The 22,421-nt window shown below is 44.6% G+C and carries 20 protein-coding genes; 10 read left to right on the top strand and 10 right to left on the bottom strand.

Annotation, left to right across the window (positions count from 1 at the left end; all coding sequences use genetic code 11):
• Positions 1 to 28: 28 nt before the first annotated feature.
• The 5 genes from VQ048_RS05280 to VQ048_RS05260 all read right to left on the bottom strand — a co-directional run bounded on the left by VQ048_RS05280 (position 29) and on the right by VQ048_RS05260 (position 5,856).
• Positions 29 to 1,270 (bottom strand): serine hydrolase domain-containing protein, encoded by a 1,242-nt coding sequence (locus tag VQ048_RS05280; protein ID WP_327610653.1) that lies wholly within the window; start codon positions 1,268 to 1,270, stop codon positions 29 to 31.
• Positions 1,271 to 1,348: 78 nt separating this feature from the next.
• Entirely contained in the window at positions 1,349 to 2,284 is a 936-nt protein-coding gene (locus tag VQ048_RS05275) for a 2-hydroxyacid dehydrogenase (protein WP_327610652.1), read from the bottom strand.
• A 29-nt stretch (positions 2,285 to 2,313) separates the two neighbouring features.
• Positions 2,314 to 2,829, bottom strand: a complete 516-nt coding sequence (locus tag VQ048_RS05270) for an acyl-CoA thioesterase (RefSeq protein WP_327610651.1) — start codon at positions 2,827 to 2,829, stop codon at positions 2,314 to 2,316.
• 29 nt (positions 2,830 to 2,858) lie between these two features.
• Positions 2,859 to 3,533, bottom strand: coding sequence for a hypothetical protein (locus VQ048_RS05265; protein WP_327610650.1), 675 nt, complete (start codon positions 3,531 to 3,533; stop codon positions 2,859 to 2,861).
• 172 nt (positions 3,534 to 3,705) lie between these two features.
• Positions 3,706 to 5,856 carry a TonB-dependent receptor gene (locus tag VQ048_RS05260; RefSeq protein WP_327610649.1) on the bottom strand — a complete coding sequence of 717 codons (2,151 nt, stop codon included), beginning with the start codon at positions 5,854 to 5,856 and terminating at the stop codon, positions 3,706 to 3,708.
• Between the two features lie 481 nt (positions 5,857 to 6,337).
• Here VQ048_RS05260 and VQ048_RS05255 point away from each other — a divergent pair, with 481 nt between their 5' ends.
• Positions 6,338 to 8,611 carry an aconitate hydratase gene (locus tag VQ048_RS05255; RefSeq protein WP_327610648.1) on the top strand — a complete coding sequence of 758 codons (2,274 nt, stop codon included), beginning with the start codon at positions 6,338 to 6,340 and terminating at the stop codon, positions 8,609 to 8,611.
• A 202-nt stretch (positions 8,612 to 8,813) separates the two neighbouring features.
• Here VQ048_RS05255 and VQ048_RS05250 read toward each other — a convergent pair whose 3' ends face one another.
• Genes VQ048_RS05250 through VQ048_RS05235 form a run of 4 tightly spaced genes read right to left on the bottom strand, consistent with a single transcriptional unit; the run spans position 8,814 to position 11,449 of the window.
• On the bottom strand, positions 8,814 to 9,521 hold the full coding sequence (locus tag VQ048_RS05250) for an RluA family pseudouridine synthase (protein WP_327610647.1): 708 nt from the start codon (positions 9,519 to 9,521) through the stop codon (positions 8,814 to 8,816).
• A gap of 13 nt (positions 9,522 to 9,534) precedes the next feature.
• Positions 9,535 to 9,864, bottom strand: coding sequence for a hypothetical protein (locus VQ048_RS05245; protein ID WP_327610646.1), 330 nt, complete (start codon positions 9,862 to 9,864; stop codon positions 9,535 to 9,537).
• Positions 9,865 to 10,680 carry a 3-methyl-2-oxobutanoate hydroxymethyltransferase gene (gene panB, locus VQ048_RS05240; RefSeq protein WP_327610645.1) on the bottom strand — a complete coding sequence of 272 codons (816 nt, stop codon included), beginning with the start codon at positions 10,678 to 10,680 and terminating at the stop codon, positions 9,865 to 9,867.
• A gap of 55 nt (positions 10,681 to 10,735) precedes the next feature.
• Complete coding sequence (locus tag VQ048_RS05235; RefSeq protein WP_327610644.1) at positions 10,736 to 11,449, bottom strand: Crp/Fnr family transcriptional regulator; 714 nt, start codon at positions 11,447 to 11,449, stop codon at positions 10,736 to 10,738.
• A 95-nt stretch (positions 11,450 to 11,544) separates the two neighbouring features.
• On the opposite strand from VQ048_RS05235, the gene VQ048_RS05230 reads away from it, so the two are divergent.
• The 9 genes from VQ048_RS05230 to VQ048_RS05190 all read left to right on the top strand — a co-directional run bounded on the left by VQ048_RS05230 (position 11,545) and on the right by VQ048_RS05190 (position 21,179).
• A complete protein-coding gene (locus tag VQ048_RS05230) occupies positions 11,545 to 13,932 on the top strand; it encodes a heavy metal translocating P-type ATPase (protein WP_327610643.1) in 2,388 nt (795 codons plus the stop codon).
• A 114-nt stretch (positions 13,933 to 14,046) separates the two neighbouring features.
• On the top strand, positions 14,047 to 14,238 hold the full coding sequence (gene ccoS / locus VQ048_RS05225; protein WP_327610642.1) for a cbb3-type cytochrome oxidase assembly protein CcoS: 192 nt from the start codon (positions 14,047 to 14,049) through the stop codon (positions 14,236 to 14,238).
• A gap of 9 nt (positions 14,239 to 14,247) precedes the next feature.
• The gene (gene ccoN / locus VQ048_RS05220) at positions 14,248 to 16,509 is read left to right on the top strand and encodes a cytochrome-c oxidase, cbb3-type subunit I (RefSeq protein ID WP_327610641.1); all 2,262 of its coding nucleotides are present in this window, start codon (positions 14,248 to 14,250) and stop codon (positions 16,507 to 16,509) included.
• 27 nt (positions 16,510 to 16,536) lie between these two features.
• Positions 16,537 to 16,728: a cbb3-type cytochrome oxidase subunit 3 gene (locus tag VQ048_RS05215; RefSeq protein ID WP_327610640.1), complete on the top strand. Its 192-nt coding sequence runs from the start codon at positions 16,537 to 16,539 to the stop codon at positions 16,726 to 16,728.
• A 12-nt stretch (positions 16,729 to 16,740) separates the two neighbouring features.
• A complete protein-coding gene (locus VQ048_RS05210; protein ID WP_327610639.1) occupies positions 16,741 to 17,619 on the top strand; it encodes a c-type cytochrome in 879 nt (292 codons plus the stop codon).
• 146 nt (positions 17,620 to 17,765) lie between these two features.
• Positions 17,766 to 19,223 (top strand): cytochrome c oxidase accessory protein CcoG, encoded by a 1,458-nt coding sequence (ccoG, locus tag VQ048_RS05205; protein ID WP_327610638.1) that lies wholly within the window; start codon positions 17,766 to 17,768, stop codon positions 19,221 to 19,223.
• A gap of 9 nt (positions 19,224 to 19,232) precedes the next feature.
• Positions 19,233 to 19,688, top strand: coding sequence for a FixH family protein (locus VQ048_RS05200; protein ID WP_327610637.1), 456 nt, complete (start codon positions 19,233 to 19,235; stop codon positions 19,686 to 19,688).
• A complete protein-coding gene (locus VQ048_RS05195) occupies positions 19,679 to 20,416 on the top strand; it encodes a sulfite exporter TauE/SafE family protein (protein WP_327610636.1) in 738 nt (245 codons plus the stop codon). Before VQ048_RS05200 ends, VQ048_RS05195 begins: the two co-directional genes overlap by 10 nt.
• Before the next feature lie 4 nt (positions 20,417 to 20,420).
• Positions 20,421 to 21,179 (top strand): hypothetical protein, encoded by a 759-nt coding sequence (locus VQ048_RS05190; protein WP_327610635.1) that lies wholly within the window; start codon positions 20,421 to 20,423, stop codon positions 21,177 to 21,179.
• A gap of 15 nt (positions 21,180 to 21,194) precedes the next feature.
• Here VQ048_RS05190 and VQ048_RS05185 read toward each other — a convergent pair whose 3' ends face one another.
• Positions 21,195 to 22,391, bottom strand: a complete 1,197-nt coding sequence (locus VQ048_RS05185; RefSeq protein ID WP_327610634.1) for a PepSY-associated TM helix domain-containing protein — start codon at positions 22,389 to 22,391, stop codon at positions 21,195 to 21,197.
• Between the last annotated feature and the right edge of the window lie 30 nt (positions 22,392 to 22,421).

Below are 22,421 nucleotides of genomic sequence, written 5' to 3'. Positions count from 1 at the left end.
AAAGATTTTGTACAAATTTAGGGAAATATTATTCGCTACCATCCCCTGCTTCCTCCGCCGACGGAAGCGTATCGCCCATTACCTGACGAAACTTCGCCATCTCATAAGGAAAAGGCTCGAACAAAGCCGAAAGCGCAAGCGCCGAATAAACCCGCTGAGAATATTTATTCCCAATCGCCACAATCGTTACCTTAGAATCCTGCAAATGAGCAAACACCGAATTACTCCCGTGCCACCACCCATTATGATACGTTAGGCGCCGCCCATCCTCAAAAATTTTCATCCTAAATCCCAAACCGTAATTATTCACGCCGGCCTTTTCATTGCTGTAAGGCACAAAAACCTGAGCCATCAAATCCTCCTTTAAAAATCCCTCAGTATACATCGCACGTGAAAAACGGTACAAATCCCTCGGGGTAGTATAAACGTTTTTGTCCCCATAGATTAAATCCAACCGATCATAAGGATAAACCCGAGGTCCTTTGCTGTAAAACGATTTTGAAGCCCGCAGCGTATCTTTAGCCTGAAAGACATAAGTATGGTTCATTTTCAGAGGGCGGAAGACCATTTGCCGCGCCGCTTCAGGAAAATCAACCCCCGTTACCTTCTCAACAATCAAAGCCAAAAGAGCATAATTGGTATTGCAATACATAAATCCAGTGTCAGGATTCCGAGCCGCCTCGGGTTTATACCGAATCAAAAGATCGAGCACCTCCGAGTTGTGAATAAATTTTTGAGACAACACAGGCTCCTTGGCCTCAATATGGTCAATAAAATGCTCGTACTTAGGAAGCCCGCTTCGATGATTCAAAAGCATTTTCACCGTGATTCCCGGATAAGGAAACTTCGGAAAAAAACGGGTCAAAGGATCGTCCAAACCCAACATTCCGGCTTCCGCCAACTTCAAAACCATCATGGCCGTTATCGTCTTGCTGACCGAAGCAACATGCAAGGGCGTATTTCCATCAATCGGTTGCGTCTGGCCTTCCTGAGCAAATCCACGGTAGTTTTCATACACGATCTCGTCGCCTTTCGCCACCAATAGCCCGCCCCACAAATCGCCGTCACTCCAAACCCGTTGGTAATATTCCGCCAGAGCCATCGTCAATGAATCCTCCTGCTTGCGAAGCACCGGCTCGTCCAAAACAACCCGCCCGAAGTTGGGAAGATTAGTGGCCGCTTCCCCTTCCGCCGTCCCTTCTTTTTTGGCGCAATGCCAAAAAGACCAAATAATCCCTAAACAAAAAATGCCTCTGAGTATCTTTTTCATTAGCCAACAAAAATCCACTTTGATTAAAGGTTGCAATTTAAGGGATTTTGAGAAATTCAAAAAAAATAAAATTATAACCTACACGCCCGAAAACCGATCTAAAATCTTATCGACAATCACCTGAGCCAATTTTTCTTTGCTCTGATGCGTCCAGCCAGCAATATGCGGTGTCACTAAAACTTTATCCGACTGTAAAAGATAGTGCAACTCTTCCTGACCTGCTTCCAAATGTTCGAAAGAAGATTTCTCAAACTCCAAGACATCCAGTGCAGCCCCTTTAATTTGCCCCGCCTCAATGGCTTTAACTAAATCTTTCGTTTTAACATTTTTCCCCCGTGCCGTATTCACCAAATAAAACGGTTTACGCATCTTGGCAATAAACGCCTCGTCCACCATGTAATGTGTCTTTTCCGTCAAAGGTACATGAAGCGAAACCACATCCGCCTCAGCCTGCAACACCTCCAAAGGAACCTGCGTAGCATAAGCATCGGACAAACCCGAAAGAATATCATGAAAAATCACCCGAACCCCGAATCCCGAAAGCCTCTTGGCCGTAGCCTTCCCCATATGCCCATAACCGATAAGCCCCACTGTTTTGCCGAGCAATTCGTCCCCGCGATTCTCCTCTCTCTTCCAAATGCCACGCTTCACCTCCTCGGACGCAATGAAAAGACGGTTCATCAAAACAAGCAAAGAGCCCAAAACCTGTTCGGCCACCGCATCCCGATTGCCCTCCGGAGAATTAATGAGCGCTATCCCCAAAGTCTCAGCCTTTGCCACATCGATATTCTCCATCCCCGCACCGACTCTCGCAATGAATTTAAGATGCGACGCCTGATCCAAAAAACGAGCATCAATCGGAATCCGGCTACGGAGAATAACCCCCTCGTAGTTCTTAATCTTGGACAAAACCTCATCGTAACAAGACGTATGATCCTCCTCCACCACAAAACCACGAGCCGAAAGCTGTGCCGAAATCAAAGGGTGATTATGATCCAACTGCAAAATCTTCATTCGCCGAAAAAATTTAATGATTTCCAGAATTAAGACTGGAAGAGTTTTTTCAGCTCCACCGAGTCGGCCGCCTTCATCCGTCCTGAAAGAATCAGAGACAACTCCTTACGCCGCAAAGCCGCATCGTACCGTTGCTGTTCCAACTCGGTCTCCGGCTCCATCTGAGGAATCGGCACCGGCTTGTTGAATTCATCCACCGCCACGAAAGTATAAATCCCCTCGTTGGTATGAATCTTTTTCCCCGCAATAGGATCATCCAACCAAACATCTACATAAACCTCCATCGAAGTAGAAAACGCACGCGAAACTTTCGACTCTAAAATCACAATCCCCCCTTCCGGAATAGGGTAATTAAACGACACATGATTAACCGACGCCGTAACCACCCGACGCTTGCAATGACGCGTCGCCGAAATCGAAGCGCAACGGTCCATCCTCGCCAAAAGCTCACCGCCGAACAAATTTCGAAGCGAGTTGGTCTCGTTAGGTAATACGATATTAGTCATCACCGTAAGTGATTCTGATGCTTTTTTGATCTTAGACATGAAAATATATTGTATTTTAAATTATCCGATTAACGCAGGCTATCCTTAACCTGCAATGAGTCTCCTAAACGAAAGGCCTCCGTAGAATCTCTTTTTAAGGAATCTTTTTGGGCTTGCTCTCGGTGAATCGGCACTTCATCCCCCCTATCCGGAAAAGACAACTTCCCAAAAAGCATCTCCCTTTGGGTAAAAGCCAAAATCAAAAATCCCCCCAAAGGCAAAATCAATAAAAAAGCCCACAACAAAGCATTTTTAATTTGATATTCGGTGGATTTCGGAGACGTTTTTCGTTTAAGCTGATGAAGATTAATTTCCTCCAAACCATAGAAATCAGGGGTCTCGTCCTGTACTCTCTCCCCTTCAAACCGCAAGCGTTCTTCCAAAAAAACAAATTTCCCCAAACCCTCCAGCGAAAAAGAGCGTTTCTCCGCCATATTCGCCTTCCAAAAAGTCACCACCTCAGAAATTAGCGTCAAAGCTTGCCCTCGGGAAACCCCTTGCTTCTCAGCAACATGATCCGCCAAAAGATTTCCTCCCTCCAAATCTCCCTCTTCAAAACGAACCTCTCGCGCCGGAGGAAGAAGATGACCAGTCGATTGATCCAACTTTGCCTGCCCTTTCCCCAAATAAAAAACGCCAAACGAAGGCACCTCCGCCCGCCCATAACGCCTTAAAAAAGATGCGATAATGATTACGATATCCATATTAAACGCAAATTTAGTCTTTTTTGGTAAACCGCCCGTCCGCCATCTAGTATTTTTCCACCGTAAAAAACCAAAGCCCAAACCAAAGCGTCCATACCGAACCTCTTTTTAAAACCAAAAAAGGGAGTGATTTTTTGTTCACTCCCTTAAACCAACCTATCCAAAAGTAAAACTACCTGAACTTCAAAGTCATCCCCAGCATATAATTAGTTCCCGCCTGAGGGTAAACAATCACCCCGTCATAAACATAACCGTTATTGGCGTACTTACGATTCAAGATATTATTGACCATCAAGTTAATCCCCAAATCATAACGATTAAACTCCATGCGATAGCCCACCAAGGCATCCAGCACATTATAACCCGGTAATTTCAACTGATCATTTTGGGTATTGTCAAGGTATTGGCGACCAACATACTGATTGGTTAAGGTCACATCCAGTTTCTCCAAAGGACGGTAAGCCACCGAAACCGAACTTATAAAGTTAGGCGAGTACGAAATCGCCGTATCACCATGGTTTTTCGCCACCAGCACCGTCGCTCCCGAAGCATCTGTATAAGAATCCTCCGTCTTGTAATTTTTGTTTCGGTTTTGGCTCAAGGTCATATTCCCCGAAAGTGTAAGGTTACGAGCAACTTTTGCCGATACAGCCGTTTCCAATCCCAACCGGTAAGACTCTCCGGAATTCTCCCGAATCATCGCTCCCACATCATTGATCTTCCCCGTTAAAACCAACTGGTTTTCGTAGTACATCAAATAACCGTTAGTGCTAAACGTCAGCCAACGCCCCACCTGCTTTTCAACGCCCAATTCGACATCGTGGAGCTTCTCCGCCTCGGTCTTCAGATTCGCAATCAAATCGCCTCGGTTAGGCTCACGATGCGCATGGGCATACGATAAATATACCTTCCCCTGTGGCAAACGGAAATTAACTCCCGCTTTCGGATTGAAAAACAACCAATTACGATCAATATCAGCTCCCTCCGAAGGATTATTCTTAATCTCCGTATGATAGCCTATGCCCCTAAACTGCACATCCGCAAACATATCAAAACGCCCCAAACGATACAAAGCCTTACCATACCAAGCCATTTCGTTTTTCAAAGAGCGATTAAGGTAATAGCGGTGTTTATTCGGAATATTAACCCCGTAATCCCGAACAGAAGTCACCTCCCCAAAATGATCCCCCAAATACTGATTGGTAGCCAACCCAAAATTAAGCTCCAAATCGCCCGTTTTGCCATAAAGGTTAGAAATCACACCATAAAAATGGTTATCCAACCATTTGTAACGAATCAAATCCGCACGGGAAACCGTAGCGCCTCCAAACTCAAAAGCCTCCAACTGGTAACGGTTCAAACGATCGTTCTGACGGTAATTTTCATAATACCCCTTCCCCCGGGTATAATGCACGGTGGTCGCCAAATTCCAATTCTCCGAAAAAGCCTGCTCCCAAAGCAAATGGTAGTGGTTCTGTCTGTAATTGTCCGTTTCGTTATCGTAATACCCCGTAACGCTACCATCCACACCATAAATCGCCCCAGAATAATTGGTTTTCGGATTTTTCAAAAAATCTTCCCAAGTAATTCCGTTCCAAGCCTGATACGTCTTCTCCTTCCCTCCGAAAGCCATAAACCGCAGTCGCATACGCCCCTCTTCAAACAAAGCCGTAAAATTATAGGATTTAAGATCCGAAAATGCCCGATCGATATAGCCGTCGGATTGCGTCATCGAATAACGCCCCATTAAGGAAAGTTTGTTATTGAATAATTTACCCGAGCCCAGTTCAAAGGCATGACGGCGGGTATTAAATGAACCGTACGATTGGTTCGTCAAAGCATACGCCTTATCTTCAGGATCTCTGGTGAGCACATTCACGCTGGCTCCGAAAGTCCCCACCCCATTCGTGGAAGATCCAACGCCGCGCTGGATAACGATATTGGAAGCCGAAGAAGCCAAATCCGACACATTGACAAAAAACGTCCCGAACGATTCGCTGTCGTTGTAAGGCACCCCGTTGAGCATAACGTTAATCCCTGCACCTCCCGTACCTCGAATCCGCCATCCCGTATACCCCACACCATTTCCTGCATCCGAAGTCGATACGACCGACATTTGGTTTTTCAACAAAATAGGAAGATCCTGAGCCAGATTCTTAACCCTCAAATCCCGTTCTACATTAATGATTTCTTTAGTCACCGGAAGGCGTTTAACGAAACTTACCGTTTCAATCGTTTCCACCTTTACAGAATCCTGCGCCTGTTCTTGCGCATACCACACCGCCGGACTTACACAAAGCCCCAAAATAAAAAATCCTTTCATTCTTTATAAATTGTTTTAAAATTTATCGGAATAAAAGGGGTTCTTTCAGATTATGTCGAGCCTTAACCTACGCCTAAAGATTCGAAAAACGCAAAATTTCAGCATCAAGCCGTCTCACCTCCCTAAACAGCATTACCTGTTCCAGGTTCATTGGGTATAATCTCAGCCGCCAGAGCAGCACCCCCTAAAATTCTGGTCGCGAAAATACAATTTTTTACCTTAAAAAAACAACCCCTATTTTGCACCTTTCTACCTAAGCAATTTAGTCAACCTAAGGATTCAATCCCACGGACAGATACTCAATACACCTTACGAAACATTCTCAAAAACAGTTCAAAAGAGTTTATTTCGAGAAACTTAGCGCTAAGAGTTTTAGCTTGTTATTTATACTAAATCTAAATTATACCTCTTTTCAAAATCCTTAATTATTTGTAATTTTGAAACTTTATTAGGTATTAACAATCCAAAAATTTTTAATGACATGATTTTTGACCTTGATATGATCAAAAAAGTGTACGCGCGCTACCCGGAAAGAATCGCAGCAGCGAGAAAAGCCGTAGGAAAACCGCTAACACTTGCCGAAAAAATCCTTTACGCCCACCTTTGGGAAGGAAATGCTACACAAGCCTACGAAAGAGGAAATTCCTATGTGGATTTTGCTCCGGACAGAGTGGCCATGCAAGACGCCACGGCTCAAATGGCATTGCTTCAGTTCATGCAAGCCGGCAAAAAGAAAGTAGCAGTGCCCTCCACGGCTCATGCCGACCACCTGATTCAGGCCAGGGTAGGCGCCGAAGCCGACCTTCAGGAGGGAATCAATAAAAACTCTGAAGTTTTCAATTTCTTAAGTTCCGTCTGCGACAAATACGGTATTGGCTTTTGGAAGCCCGGAGCCGGAATCATCCACCAAGTGGTATTGGAAAACTACGCCTTCCCCGGGGGAATGATGATCGGAACCGACTCGCATACCGTAAATGCCGGCGGACTCGGAATGGTTGCCATCGGCGTAGGTGGTGCCGATGCGGTTGACGTAATGGCCGGAATGCCTTGGGAGCTAAAAATGCCGAAACTTATCGGTATCAAACTAACCGGCAAAATGAACGGATGGACTTCGGCAAAAGACGTCATACTGAAAGTCGCCGGCATCCTTACCGTAAAAGGAGGAACCGGATGCATCGTTGAGTACTTCGGAGAAGGCGCCCAGTCTTTATCCGCAACAGGAAAAGGAACCATCTGTAACATGGGGGCCGAAATCGGAGCCACCACGTCGACTTTCGGTTACGACGATGCCATGAGAAGATACCTCGCCGCTACCGGAAGACAAGAAGTTGTAAACGAAGCCGATAAAATAGCCGAACACCTCACCGGTGATGCTGAAGTTTACGCTAATCCCGAACAATATTTCGATCAGGTTATCGAAATCAATCTTTCTGAACTCACTCCTCATCTTAACGGGCCTTTCACTCCGGATTTAGCCACTCCTGTCGCTGAATTTAGAGAAAAAGCGCAAGCCAACGGATGGCCTTTGGAGGTGGAATGGGCTCTGATTGGTTCTTGCACCAACTCGTCTTACGAAGACCTCTCCAGAGCAGCTTCCATCGTAGAAGATGCTGTTGCCAAAGGAGTTAAACCCAAAGCCATTCTTGGAATCAACCCTGGATCCGAGCAAGTAAAATTCACGGCTGAAAGAGACGGCTTCTTGGATTCGTTCCGAAAATTTGAAAATGCCAGAATCTTTACCAACGCTTGCGGACCGTGCATCGGCCAATGGGATAGAGAAGGTTCGGAAAAAGGAGAAAAAAACTCCATCATCCACTCATTCAACCGAAATTTTGCTAAAAGAGCCGACGGGAACCCCAACACGCACGCTTTCGTGGCATCTCCCGAAATGGTGGCTGCCGTAGCCATCTCTGGACGATTGGATTTCAACCCGATTACCGATACGCTAACCAACGAAGCCGGAGAGCAAGTTAAATTAGACGAACCTAAAGGCGCCGAACTTCCAGCCAAAGGTTTCGATGTGGACGACAACGGTTATCAAGCTCCATCTGAAGACGGTTCTGCCGTACAGGTTTTGGTCGACCCTCAGTCCGACAGGCTTCAACTTTTAGAGCCTTTCAAACCTTGGGACGGTAAAAATATCGAAGGAGCAAAAGTATTGATTAAAGCCTTCGGCAAATGCACCACAGACCACATCTCGATGGCTGGACCATGGTTGAAATACAGAGGTCATCTCGACAATATTTCCAACAACATGCTCATCGGTGCGGTCAACGCCTACAACATGGAAACCAACCTCGTGAAAAACCAATTGACCGGAGAATACGGAGAGGTTCCTGCTGTACAAAGAGCCTACAAAGCCGCTGGAGTTCCTTCTATTGTGGTAGGTGACGAAAATTACGGGGAAGGTTCTTCCAGAGAGCACGCCGCTATGGAACCAAGACACTTAGGCGTAAAAGCCGTACTGGTTAAATCCTTTGCAAGAATTCACGAAACCAACCTGAAAAAACAAGGGATGCTGGCACTGACGTTTGCCGATAAAGCCGACTACGATAAAATTCAGGAAGACGACACCATCAACTTCTTGGATTTGGATCAGTTCGCCCCAGGAAAACCGCTCACGTTAGAATTTATCCACGCCGACGGAAGCAAAGACACCGTCATTGCAAATCATACTTACAACGACCAGCAAATCGGATGGTTTAAGGCCGGATCAGCATTGAATCTCATCGCTGAAGAAGCCAAGAACAACTAACCCGAATGGCAATTTCGGTCAAAACAAAAAACGCTTCGTCCCAAGGACGAAGCGTTTTTTTTATCATTACTCACATCTAAATTAAATTCAGCATAAAAACCTCCCCTAGTGCTTACCCAAACTAAAATTTAGTCTTCACTTATCCCGTTTGACTTTAAGGCAAGCCTAAATTCTTTTTCAAATAAAATTCAAATTCCCTCTTCTATTCAACCGATTGTTCCAAAGCCGCCCAAACAACATCATTGGCAGGAACCGGCGCCGTTATTTCAATCGGATGTTTAGTCACCGGATGCACAAAAGAAAGCCTTCGAGCATGAAGAGAAATTCCGCCATCCGGATTCGACCGAGGAGCCCCATACTTCAAATCCCCCTTAATCGGAACCCCAATCTTGGACAACTGCGCCCGAATCTGATGATGACGCCCCGTTTCCAAATCAATCTCCAAAAGCTGATACCGCTCAAGAACATGAATTAATCGGTAAGATAAAATGGACTCCTTCGCCCCTTGCGTCGCACTAGAAAAAACAATCGCTTTATTGTTTTTTTCATTTTTCTTCAAATAATGAACCAACCGCTGAGAAACCGGTATCATCTCTTTAGGCACCACCGCCCAGTAAGTCTTCTTAATCTCCCTGTTTTTAACCATTTGAGTCAAACGGGTTAAGGCCTTTGACGTTTTAGCATAAATCACCAGCCCCGATGTCGGACGATCAATCCGGTGCACCAACCCCAAAAACACATTCCCCGGCTTGGCATCCCGCGCTTTGATAAACGCTTTAATACTTTCCAATAAAGACTCGTCCCCCGTCTTGTCGCCCTGTACCAGTTGTCCTGCTTTTTTATTCACCACCAAAAGATGATTGTCTTCATACACAATCTGAACCGCCTCAAACCCCTGTTGTCTATCCATAATTTACGTTTACTTAGGAGCGCCCCGAAATCCGTGGACGGTTAAAAATAGAAATCAAAACTCCGGCAAACAAACCAATACTCTTAATACCAGAAAAACGACTCTCCTCGGGAAGAAAAGCGCCCACCACGCAAAATAAAGCCGCCAAATACATCGGATAAACCATTTTCCGATTCACCAGCGAGGGCACCATCATAAAAAAACTCGCCCCGATAAGCACATAAAAAACCTGCCTATAAATAAAGTAATTAACCTCCGGAGAAAAAAGATTCAACCAGCCCACCACAATGCAAAACAAAGCGCCAATCGATAAAATCCCCTGAATTGTTCGACTATCCATCATTTAGTATTTTTCGTTTTCGTTGGGAAAATCTACCGCCTTCACGTCTGCCACATACCGAGACACCGCCCCCGTAATCTCCGAATAAAGATCAAGGTAGCGTCTCAAAAACTTAGGCGAAAACCCTTGATTCATCCCTATCATGTCATGATAAACCAAAACCTGACCATCGCAGTCCGCTCCCGCACCAATTCCTATCGTAGGAATGGTAAGACTCTCCGAAACCTTTTTCGCCAAAGTCGCAGGAATTTTTTCCAAAACCAATGCAAAACATCCCAAAGATTCCAAAAGTTTTGCCTCTTCCATTAGCTTTTCGGCCTCGGCTTCCTCCTTTGCCCGAACCTTATACGTTCCAAATTGATAGATGGATTGTGGCGTAAGCCCCAAATGCCCCATCACCGGAATCCCCGCATTTACAATTTTTCGGATGGATTTTTCAATCTCGGCCCCGCCTTCCACCTTAACCGCATGAGCCCCGCCTTCTTTCATCATCCGCACCGCCGAATCCAATGCTTTCTCCGGATTGCTTTGGTAAGTCCCGAAAGGCAAATCCGCCACCACCAACGCACGCTCAACCCCTCGGATAACACACTGAGTATGATAAATCATCTGCTCCAGAGTAATCGGCAAAGTCGTTTCGTGCCCCGCCATCACATTTGCAGCAGAATCGCCCACCAAAATAGCATCCACTCCGCCGGCATCCACCATTTTGGCCGTGGTATAATCGTAAGCCGTAAGCATCGTGATCTTCTCCTTGTCGAACTTCATTTTCCGCAAGGTTTCCGTCGTAATCTTCTTTATTTCCGAATGTACAGACATAATAATTTAGTATTTAAAACAAAAATTAAAGCCGGATGAAACTCCAGCTTTTTTTCTACATGACCACGTGTCCTAATTTTATCAGTTTCTCGTGGTTTAAAATCTTAATGTTACGCCCCTCCGTCTCAATCAGCCCGTCATGCTTAAATTCCGAAATAAGCCGTATCGCACTTTCCGTAGCCGTCCCGATGAGGTTGGCAATTTCTTCCCGAGTAAGCGAAATCTTTATGAATCCCTCCGGATCCGTCCCGAGTTTCAGCTCCAAAAGGAGTAAAATCTCAGCCAAACGCTCCCGAACCGTTTTCTGTGCCAAAAACGTAATCGTATTGGATGACTCTCCCAGTTCGTAAGCAAATTTCTGAAGCATCGTAAAAGACAGCTTGGAATCCACCTCCAACATATGAAGAAAGACCTCCCCGGGCACAAAAACAACCTCTACTTCGGACATGGCCTCGGCTTTCGCCTGAAAATTCTCACCGATTAACAAAGAACGATACCCAATCAGATCGCCCTCCTTTATAAATCTAAGAATTTGGTCTTTACCGTACACTCCCGATTTGGACAACTTAATCGTTCCCTTGGTAACGAAATAAACGCCATCTGCATCTTCATTCTCATCAAAGAGCATCTCTCCCTTGCGAAACGAAATCTCCTTACGAGCCTGGACATACTTATCAAAATCCTGCGGAGAAAGCATCTCGCGAAAAGCATTTTCATTGAAAACACTCAAAAGATTTTGCTCAATCAACTCCTGTTTCTCTATCGACATATAAATCTCATGATATTTATCAGCAAAAATACTACATTTTAAAATTTACAACAAAGTTTTTTGTTATATTTTTGCAAGTCAATTTCCAAAACACCGTGTCAAAATCATGTTACCACTGCGGTCAGCCCGCTGAAAAAGAGCAGATTAAATTCGACAACAAAACATTCTGCTGTAACGGATGCAAGTCGGTCTACGAGATTCTGAACATGAACAATCTCGGAAATTTCTACGCTCTGAACAAGAGTTCAGGCATTCGTCCCGACGAAAACGCCTCGCAATTCGACTACCTCGACACGCCCGCTGTTTTCGATAAAATAACCGATTTTTCCGAAGGAAATACCACTTTGGTCACCTTTAAAATCCCCGTGATTCATTGCAGTTCCTGCATTTGGCTTTTAGAAAGTCTCCAAACCCTGAATCCCGACATCCATTATACTCAGGTGCATTTCACCAAAAAAAACCTACAAATTTCCTTCAACCATCAAAATTTAAAACTCAGCGAACTAGCCAAATTCCTGACCAACTTAGGATACAAGCCCGTAATTAACCTGGAAACCGCCGACAAAAAAGAAGAAAAAATCGACAAATCCCTCCTTATCAAACTGGCCATTGCCGGCTTTACTTTTGGCAACGGAATGTTCTTCAGCTATCCTGAATACGCCGAAATACTAATGGGAACCACCGATTTTTGGATGGAAAAATACAAACACCTTTTCCGCTTCATCATGTTTCTTTTGGCTACCCCTGTGGTTTTCTATTCCGCATCCGACTACTACAAATCCGCTTGGTACGGTCTTAAAAACGGCATCATCAACATTGATGTTCCCATCGTGCTGGGGATTCTCGTACTCTACGGAAGAAGCATTTATGAAACCCTTACGGATTTCGGCCCCGGCTACTTCGACACCCTCTGCGGGCTCTTATTTTTCATGCTTTTAGGGAAAGTCTTTCAAAAAAGAACCTACAACGCCTTGGCTTACGATCGGGATTACAAATCGTTTTATCCGATTGCCGTTACCAAAGTGGAAACCGGCGGAAAACAAAACAACATTCTGCTCTCCGAGCTCAAAATCGGCGACCGAATCCTTGTAAGAAACCAAGAAATCATCCCCGTAGATAGCATCCTTATCAGTGGAGAGGGCCACATTGACAACAGTTTCATCACCGGTGAAAGTGCCACCATCGCCAAACAACCGGGCGATAAAATTTTCGCTGGAGGTAAGCAAATCGGCTCGGTATTAGAACTCGAAGTCATCAAAAACGTTGACCAAAGCTACCTCACCCAACTTTGGAACAAAGAAGCCTTCCGAAAACACGAAAACGGCCTCGACAACCTTACCAACAACATCAGTAAATATTTCACCCTCGTCATACTGGGCATCACTCTGATAGCAGCAATCTATTGGGGACGCCTCGATTTTGAAAAAATGTTCCAAGTCGTTTCGGCCGTCCTTATCGTCGCCTGTCCCTGCGCCCTGGCACTTTCAGCCCCCTTCACCCTGGGACACATCATGCGAATTATGGGACGAAACGAGTTTTATGTAAAAGACACCCTAACCATCGAAAAACTGGCCAAAATACAAACACTCGTTTTCGACAAAACAGGAACCATCACCCACAACAAAAAATCCCACCTGACCTATGAGGGGGAACCTCTTAGCGAATTCGACCTAAAGAACCTGAAAACCCTTTCTAAAAATTCCACCCATCCGCTTTCCAAAGCCTTGTACGAATTTTTGGACACGGAAGACGAATACTTCCCAACAGATAACTTTGCCGACACCCCAGGAAAAGGCTATACAGCAATAGTAAGAGGACACCAGTACAAAATAGGCTCAGCCGAGTTTAACGGCAAAACACCCCAAAACCTGGAGACCGCAGTCTACCTGAGTAAAGACCAGCACTTCTTGGGCAAATTCGTCTTTAAAAACGAATACCGCAACGGACTCCCCTCCTTGTTCAAACAATTGAAAAACTATAAAATCCACCTTTTGAGCGGCGACAACGAATCGGAAAAAAACAATCTGAAAACCATCCTCCCGCAAGATTCGGTAATGACTTTCAACCAAGACCCCGAAAGTAAACTCAATTACGTAAAAAAGCTACAAGAACAAGGGGAAAAGGTGGCCATGCTAGGCGATGGACTTAACGATGCCGGAGCCTTAAAACAAAGCAATGTTGGCATTGCCGTAGCCGACGACACCAACGCCTTCACCCCTTCCTCGGATATCATTATGGCCGGCTCCCGCGTTGCCTCGCTGAACCACTATCTCGACCTGAGCAAAGACGCCATCAAAATCGTAAAAATAACTTTTGCCATCAGCTTAATGTACAACGTAATCGGCATTTCGATTGCCGTTTTGGGCTACATGTCCCCTCTCATTGCCGCTATCCTGATGCCAATCAGCTCCATCAGCGTCGTGAGCTTCACCTCGGCAGCCACTTGGCTAAATGCCCGTAAGTATTTCAAAACCAAAAACTAATTTCACTCATTTTAATTTAGAAATATTATAAATTAACACTATTTAACATCGAATGATGAATATCATAAATTTTAACTAAATTTGGAGAAAATTTAAAATTAAATTTGCGACGCTATGGATATACTCTATTTGATGATCATTTGCAGTGTATCACTAGCCGTGGTTTTTTTGGTTATCTTCATTATTAATGCCCAAAAAGGTCAGTTTGAAGACGACGAATCGCCGGCCGTAAGAATCCTCTTGGACGACGAAGTTAAAAACGAAAACCCCGGAAAAGAGAAGGCCTCTGAACAAGAAAAAAAGTAATTAATATATATGGAAACACAAAAGTTTAGTTATGACAACAGCATTGTGCGTGCGTTCCTCTATGCCACCGTTATTTTCGGGGTTGTGGGGTTCCTGCTCGGACTGACTGCCGCACTAATGCTCTTCTATCCTGAGTTACCTGAATTCTTCTTCGGAACGGACGACCCGACCATTAAAAGTTTGGCCGCTGGTAACATCGAAGGTCTCATCAACACCAATGGTGCTTTCGGATTCGGTAGAATCAGAATGCTGCACACCAGCGCCGTAATTTTTGCGTTCGTTGGTAACTGCATCTTTGCGGGGATTTACTACTCTTTGCAAAGACTATTGAAAGCCAGAATGTTCAGCGACGCTTTGTCTTGGATTCACTTCTGGACTTGGCAGATCATGATTGTCGCCGTGGTCATCACCTTCTTCATGGGAATCAATACCTCGAAAGAATATGCCGAGCACGAATGGCCAATCGACATCCTTATTACTTTGTCTTGGGTGATTTTCGGTATCAATATGTTCGGAACCATCGCTAAACGAAGAGTAAGACACCTTTATGTGGCTATTTGGTTCTACATCGGTACTTGGATTGCCGTGGCCATGCTCCACATCTTTAACAACTTAGAGGTTCCTCTTTCTTTCACCGGATGGAAATCTTATTCTGCATATTCCGGAGTAAAAGATGCGTTGGTACAATGGTGGTACGGACACAACGCCGTAGCGTTCTTCCTTACAACGCCAGTGCTTGGTCTAATGTACTACTTCCTACCTAAAGCAGCTGACCGTCCCGTATTCTCTTATAAGTTATCCATCATCCACTTCTGGTCTTTGATTTTTGTTTACATCTGGGCCGGACCTCACCACTTGCAGTACACTGCCCTTCCAGGGTGGGCGCAAGCTCTAGGAACAGGATTCTCCGTGATGCTTATCGCTCCGTCTTGGGGAGGAATGTTGAACGGACTTTTAACCCTTAGAGGAGCTTGGGACAAAGTAAGAGAAGATCCTATCCTTAAGTTCTTTGTTGTGGCTGTAACCTGCTACGGTATGGCAACTTTTGAAGGGCCTCTATTGGCCACCAAAACCCTTAACAAAATCGGTCACTACACCGACTGGGTAATTGGTCACGTTCACATTGGTGCACTTGGCTGGAACGGATTCATCGCCTTCGGTATGATTTACTACCTACTTCCTATCATGTGGAGAACCAAGCTTTGGTCGCCTAAATTGGCCAACTGGCACTTTTGGTTGGGAACCTTAGGTATTATTTTCTATGCCGTTCCTCTATACATTGCCGGATTTACCCAAGGATTGATGTGGAAACAATTTAATCCGGACGGAACATTGGTTTGGAAAAACTGGCTGGATACCGTAACCGCGATTATCCCTTACTATGTAATGCGTTTCATCGGAGGTATCCTCTATATCCTAGGAGCTCTTCTTATGGTTGTTAACGTAATTGCCACCGTAAGAAAAGGATCCTTCCAAAAAGAAGTTCCTGCGGAAGCTCCTGCTTTAGCCAATATCGGCAGCGCAAGAAAAGAAGGCGAGGGCGCTCACCTTTGGTTGGAAAGAATGCCTCTTTACCTTTCAGTGTTGGCTTTTGTCGCCGTAGCCATCGGTGGTGCGGTACAAATCATCCCGACATTGACCGTAAAAGAAAATGTACCTACAATCACTGCGGTTAAACCTTATACGCCTTTGGAATTGGAAGGTAGAGACCTTTACATCCGCGAGGGTTGTAACTCTTGCCACTCTCAGATGATTCGTCCGTTCAGAGATGAAGTCGTACGATTCAACGGGAAAAACGGACAATACTCCAAGGCCGGAGAATTCGTTTACGACAGACCTTTCCTTTGGGGTTCTAAAAGAACCGGTCCGGATTTGCATAGACAAGGTGGAAAAAACCCTAGCTCTTGGCACTACAAACACATGTACAACCCAAGATCAACATCAGCGGGGTCCATCATGCCACGTTACCCTTGGTTGATTGCTAACGATTTGGACAGAAGCCAAATGGTAGACAAATTGAACCTTATGAAAGACGTATTTGATGTGCCTTACACCAAAGCAGAAATCGATACAGCTAATGCCTGGGCCGATAATCAAGCGAAACAAATCGTGAAGCAAATCTTCTCCGAAGCCGCTGACATCAAGGAAGCTTACGCTCAAAAACCAGCCGGAGAACTCGAGAAGAAAGAGATTATTGCGCTTATCGCTTACCTGCAAAGATTGGGTACCGACATTAAAACCACTCAGGTTCAAACCGCAAGCAATAATTAATCGTTTCATCCGCAAAGTATTAGCCGCATGATACCACAGAATTTTAAAGATATCATATCCAACGAAGCCTATACCGGTTTATTTCAGACCATTGCGCTTCTTATCTTTATGACATTCTTCATAGGGTTGGTGATTTACGTCTTCAGCAGACCGAAAAAACACTACTCCGATGCGGCTAATACCCCGCTGGATGACGAGGATAAATCCTTTAATTTATAAAATTAAAACATCATGAAACAAAGAACCCCCGTGATTGTCAATATACTTGTAATTCTTACCATCTTGTTTGTGGTTTATTACATGTTTGTACAAAACACCTCTTTCTTGTCTTCACCCTATTTTTGGGGAACAGTTGTTATCAGCTGTATTTTAGCCATGATCCACGGTGCTATCGGAGATCTTATCGAAAACAACAAGTTCCAAAAATTATCCGAAGCCGAAAGAGCGGCTTACATCGCAGAAAAGAAAAAACCTTACTTGAAGTCCCTTTGGGAAAGTGCCTTTAAAAAGCAATCCACCAAGGAGGAAAAAGACATCCTCATCGACCACGGTTTCGATGGCATTATGGAGTTGGACAACCAACTTCCCAAATGGTGGCTGGGACTCTTTTGGTTCGGTGTCGCTTACTGCGTGATTTACATTGTGGCTTTCAGTTTTACCGACTTTGCCGACCCAGGTAAAGAGTACGACGAAGAGTACAAAACCCAAATCGCTTCCGTAGAAGAATACATGAAAACCGCCCCACAAGCCACTCAGGAAACTGCGGCTTACTCTGCGGATAACATCGCCGAAGGTCAAGAAATCTTCAAAACCAACTGTGTTTCTTGCCATATGGACGGAGGTAAAGGAGGGATTGGACCAAACCTTACAGACAACTACTGGATTAACCAACCCGAACCTACATTGTTCAAAAGCATCTTCCACGTAGTGTATAATGGTTCTCCTAACAACCCTACCATGGTGGCTTTTGGTAAAAATGGGCAGCTAACCGGTAATGATATCGAAAAAGTAGCCGCTTACATCTACCACATCAATCAAGAGCAATCGCCTATTACTCCGGCGCAAGGAGGAGCCGCTCCTCAAGGAAATGAGGCTCACTGGGAAAAATAAAAAATTCATTTTTTTCAACTTCAAAAAAAAGACTGTCTCAGGACAGTCTTTTTTATTTTATACGCCTTCCGTTTTGGTAACAAAAATCACATTATGCTTTTTTTAAATTTTGCTACCTTTGCGTCTAAACATTTATTCTCTGTGCAATGTCTGAATTAGAAAATAAAGAAGAGATAAAAGGAGGCCAAGGCCAAGTCGTCGAGCCCGAAACCTTCCGCGATACCGTCAACACGATGGATCAATCCGGAAAAAGAAAATGGGTCTATCCACGTAAACCCAAAGGAAAGTACACCAATTACCGAACAATCGTCAGTTATCTCCTATTGGGCGTTTTCTTCGTTATTCCTTTTATCACAATCAATGATAATCCCCTGCTTCTGATTAACATTCTCGATCGGGATTTTTTCATCATGGGGCAGCCTTTCTATCCTCAAGACTTTTTTATTTTGGCATTGGGAGCCATCGCCTCTATCGTGTTCATCATTCTGTTCACCGTCGTATTTGGACGGATTTTTTGCGGATGGATTTGTCCTCAAACCATCTTTATGGAAATGATTTTCAGAAAGATTGAATACGCCATCGAAGGCGATCGAAATAAGCAGATAAAACTGGACAAGCAACCTTGGAATGCCGAAAAAATTTGGAAAAGAGGTTTAAAATGGAGTATTTACGGGCTCATCTCTTTGGTCATCACCCATTTCATGTTCATGTATATCGTCGGTCAGGAGGAGGTGCGACGCATCATGAGACAAGGGCCATTTGAACACCCGACCAACTTTTTGGTAATGATTCTTTTCACCGGAGCCTTTTATTTTGTGTTTGCCTGGTTCCGCGAACAGGTCTGCACCTTGGTTTGCCCCTACGGACGTCTGCAAGGCGTATTGATTGACAAACAAACCATTAATGTCTATTACGACTTCAAAAGAGGAGAAAACCGATCCAAATGGCGAAAAGGAGAAGACCGTAAAGCCGCAGGAAAAGGCGACTGTATCGACTGTAACCAGTGCGTTGTGGTTTGCCCTACGGGAATCGACATCCGAAACGGACAACAGCTCGAATGTGTAAACTGTACCGCCTGCATTGACGCCTGCGACGAAGTTATGGAAAGAGTCGGACTCCCCAAAGGTCTTATCCGCTACGCCACCGAAGACGAAATCGAAAAAGAAAGGCCTTTTAAGTTCACCAATAGAATGAAAGCCTACACCGTCGTCTTGTCCCTTTTGATTGGTTTTCTATGCTTTTTGCTTTACAACAGAGGAAGCATGGAAGCCAAGTTCATCAAACCGGCAGGCTCTACCTATTTCGTGAAAGACGGTCGCATAAGCAATAGTTATAATTACACCTTCCTCAACAAAACCAACGAGAACAAGAAAGTAACCATCAAAGTAATTTCGCCCAAAAACGGAGAAGTAACCTTCAGCGATACCAATGTTATTTTGCTTAAAAAAGACCAAATTACCAAAGGAACCGTTAACGTCAGCTTTCCCGAACAAGAAATTAAACTTTCCAAACAGAATCTCTCCATCGGAGTTTACGATGAAGACGGCAAGTTACTCGATAGTTTTGACACCTATTTTGAAGGTCCTTTTAAAATTCAATTTTAACCGTACGTTATGCTGAAAAAATTCACTTGGGCTCACGGCATCATGCTCGCACTCGGAGGGTTCATCGTTTTTATCCTTTCCATGATTTTCTTCTTTACCCGAGGCTGGCAAAATGCAGAGCTTGTCTCCAATGACTATTACGAAGAAGAATTGCATTATCAGGCGATTATCGATGCCAAAAACAATGCCGACGGACTCGCTGTAAAACCCGTCTATAAACAAACCTCCGAAGGCATTGTCGTTCATTTTCCGGAAGAAATAAAACCCGAAAACGGAAAAATCGACTTCCAACTTTTCAGAACGGACGACGCCAAACTTGACGTCAATAAGACCCTGCCCTTGGATGCCCAACAAAGTATAACCATCCCCAAATCCATTTTATTCCCCGGGTCTTACACCCTCAAAGTAAAATGGAAACAACAAAGCAAACCTTACCAAATCGATTACGACGTCCTATGGAAATAACCCTCATTCTATCGGCACTCGGACTGGGTCTCGCCTCCGGCTTTCATTGCATCGGAATGTGTGGTCCCATCGCCTTATCCATGGGATTCGCCAAACGGTCCAAATTCCATCTTCAAAATACCAGCTATAACCTGGGAAGAATTGTAACCTATACGCTTTTGGGCGCAACGGTAGGTATTCTCGGTAAAGGGTTTGAAATGGCCGGATTTCAAAAGTACCTTACCATCTCCGTGGGAATAGCCCTAATTGCAATGGCGCTATTCTCTTTCGGCGGAAACGATTTTGCCTCTAAAATCCCGTTTTTAAACCAAGCTCTCATGCAGGTGAAACGGTCGCTGGGCAAACAACTTCAAAAATCCGGGCTAAGCTCCCGTTTCTTCACCGGAATCCTCAACGGCTTTCTCCCTTGCGGTATGGTCTATATGGCTCTCACGGCTTCGTTGGCGGCCGGAGGAATTTTGCAAAGTGCACTTTTCATGGCGCTTTTCGGTTTAGGAACTTTTCCTTTCATGTTCGCGGTGGTTTTGGCCGGGAATCTGATGGGGCAAACGTTTCGTTTCAAACTTCTGAAAGTGATTCCTTTCTTCATGATTGTATTAGGCGGCCTCTTTGTCCTGCGCGGCATGGAACTGGGCATCCCTTACCTTTCCCCGAAAGAAGAAGCTTTAAAACTAAAAATCGACACTCCAAAAAACCAACACCAAAACGAACACTCCTCTTGCCATTAACTCCATGAAAAAATTGATTCTCCTAATTTGTGGTATTTTCGCAGGACTCTGCGCCCAATCTTGTCAAGTGTACACCGATATGGTTTTTCACAAAGACGCCTCCTACTCTTTTGAAACCAATGCCGATTTTTCGCTTATTATCGAAGCGATAAAAAAAGCAGACCATTCGGATAAGAAAAAAAGGAAAAGCAAGAAAAACAACAACGACTTAGAAAAGAATCTCGAAAAAATCCCTAACGAGTGGACCAGTCTCTACCAACTTCGAGCCGATGAAAAAAATAAAGCTCCGCTAAACGAAGATTCGGCAAGGGTATTGAAAAAGATTTTCATTAAAGGGCTTTTTGATCAAAACGAACTCTCGGGCATGGCCATCAAAGCAGACCGCCTAACCCAAGAAGACCACCGTCTTTACCTCAAAACCGAAGACCCTAAATCGCTCGACAGCCAATGGGACGGTAAAACCCTTATGCTTGACACCAAACAGTTTACCATAGAAGGGCTAAGCGAATTGCTCGAAAAAAACAAATTGACGGCGAAAGAAAAAAAAGAGGCTGAAAATATGCTCCACCTGCTTTTGAGCGACTTTGTCGTCAATCTCAAATTCGAATCCGATATTGAAGAAATTACAGGAAAGCACCCCTTCGTTACCCCATTGGATAAGCGTACCGTACAAATCAAAATTCTAAAGAAAAAGCCCGGCACCACCGAAGAAACCGCCGAAAAAGCCCCCGAGGATTCCCAAATCATCATCCGCACCCGATAAGCAAAAAGGGAGTCATCAGCTCATCTTTTTAAGCCGATGCCACCAAATCAACACGCCGGTTACAGGAAGCAGACTCCCCAATAAAGACACAAAAAAATAAAAAATAATACTGGGCAATCCCATGATTTCCCCCGTATGAAGAGGTTTGGCAAGCGAAGTAAATTGCTTATCCAAAGGTTTATCCATAAAAAGTATCTTGCTTTTCAAAACGCCTTTTTTATCAAAAGACAATTCGTCCGGAAGCAATGCCCCTAAAGCATTATCCGAATTGATTTTTCTTACCGTAAACCTCGGATTTTCCTCATTGGGAAACTCCACCATAACCGTCCCCGACGAAGGAAAAAGACGATCCGTCGCCGCCAAAATAACCCCAACCGATACCGGCTTTTCGTCTTTTAAAGTCGTTTTTTCCTTTTGGCGATTCAGCATATCCCCCATAATAGACGCAAACGCTTCATCCTTCACCTCCGCCTCATTCTTGATTTCACTCAAAGGTTCTCCGCCCAAAGAGACGATAAGGGCATTCTTCACCCAAGGGTAAGTTACATACAGCCCCGTAATCGCAATAAAAGCCAAAAACAACATCAGATAAAACCCCAGCACGTTATGCAAATCGTAATTAAGCCTCTGAAAACGCGCCTTAAACTTAATGGTAAGCCCCTGTTTCAAATATTTCATCTTTTTGGGAAACCATAAGACCAACCCCGACAACAAAAGTCCCAAGAACATCAAAACGCTGGCTCCCACCACCTGACGCCCCACCGAGCCAAGCATTAAATTACGATGCAAGTCCAAAACAACCTCAAAAAAACGATTCAGGCCGTCATCCCCCGTCCCAAGTTCTCGACGCATATAAGGGTCGTAAAAAACCGAACGGGAAGCCCCTCCTTCATCCAAGTAGCCTATCCCCCAAGAACGTCCAAAATCCTGAGGCAACACCAGCGATGTCATTGTTTTCCCTTCCGCCTCCAACGCCTGCTGAACCTCTTGCGCAGAAGCCCGCTCCTGACCTACCTCGACAAACACCTTATCGGCATTATACCACTCCGAAATCTGCGTTTTGAAAGCATAAAGACTTCCCGTAAAACAAAGGATAAATACCACAAGGGAAGACCAAAGCCCCAACCAAAGATGCAGCAAATACATTACGTATTTTAAGCGTGATTCGTTTTTTCTTCTCTTTCGGAAAAGACTTTTCAATATTCGTTTCATAGCCCAAAAACGGAAGCTGAATCTATCATG

Source organism: Bergeyella anatis (assembly GCF_036016955.1).
Lineage (GTDB): Bacteria > Bacteroidota > Bacteroidia > Flavobacteriales > Weeksellaceae > JAYWXI01.
The sequence above is the reverse complement of the archived record's forward strand: the minus strand, read 5'-3'. Positions and strand labels throughout refer to the sequence as shown.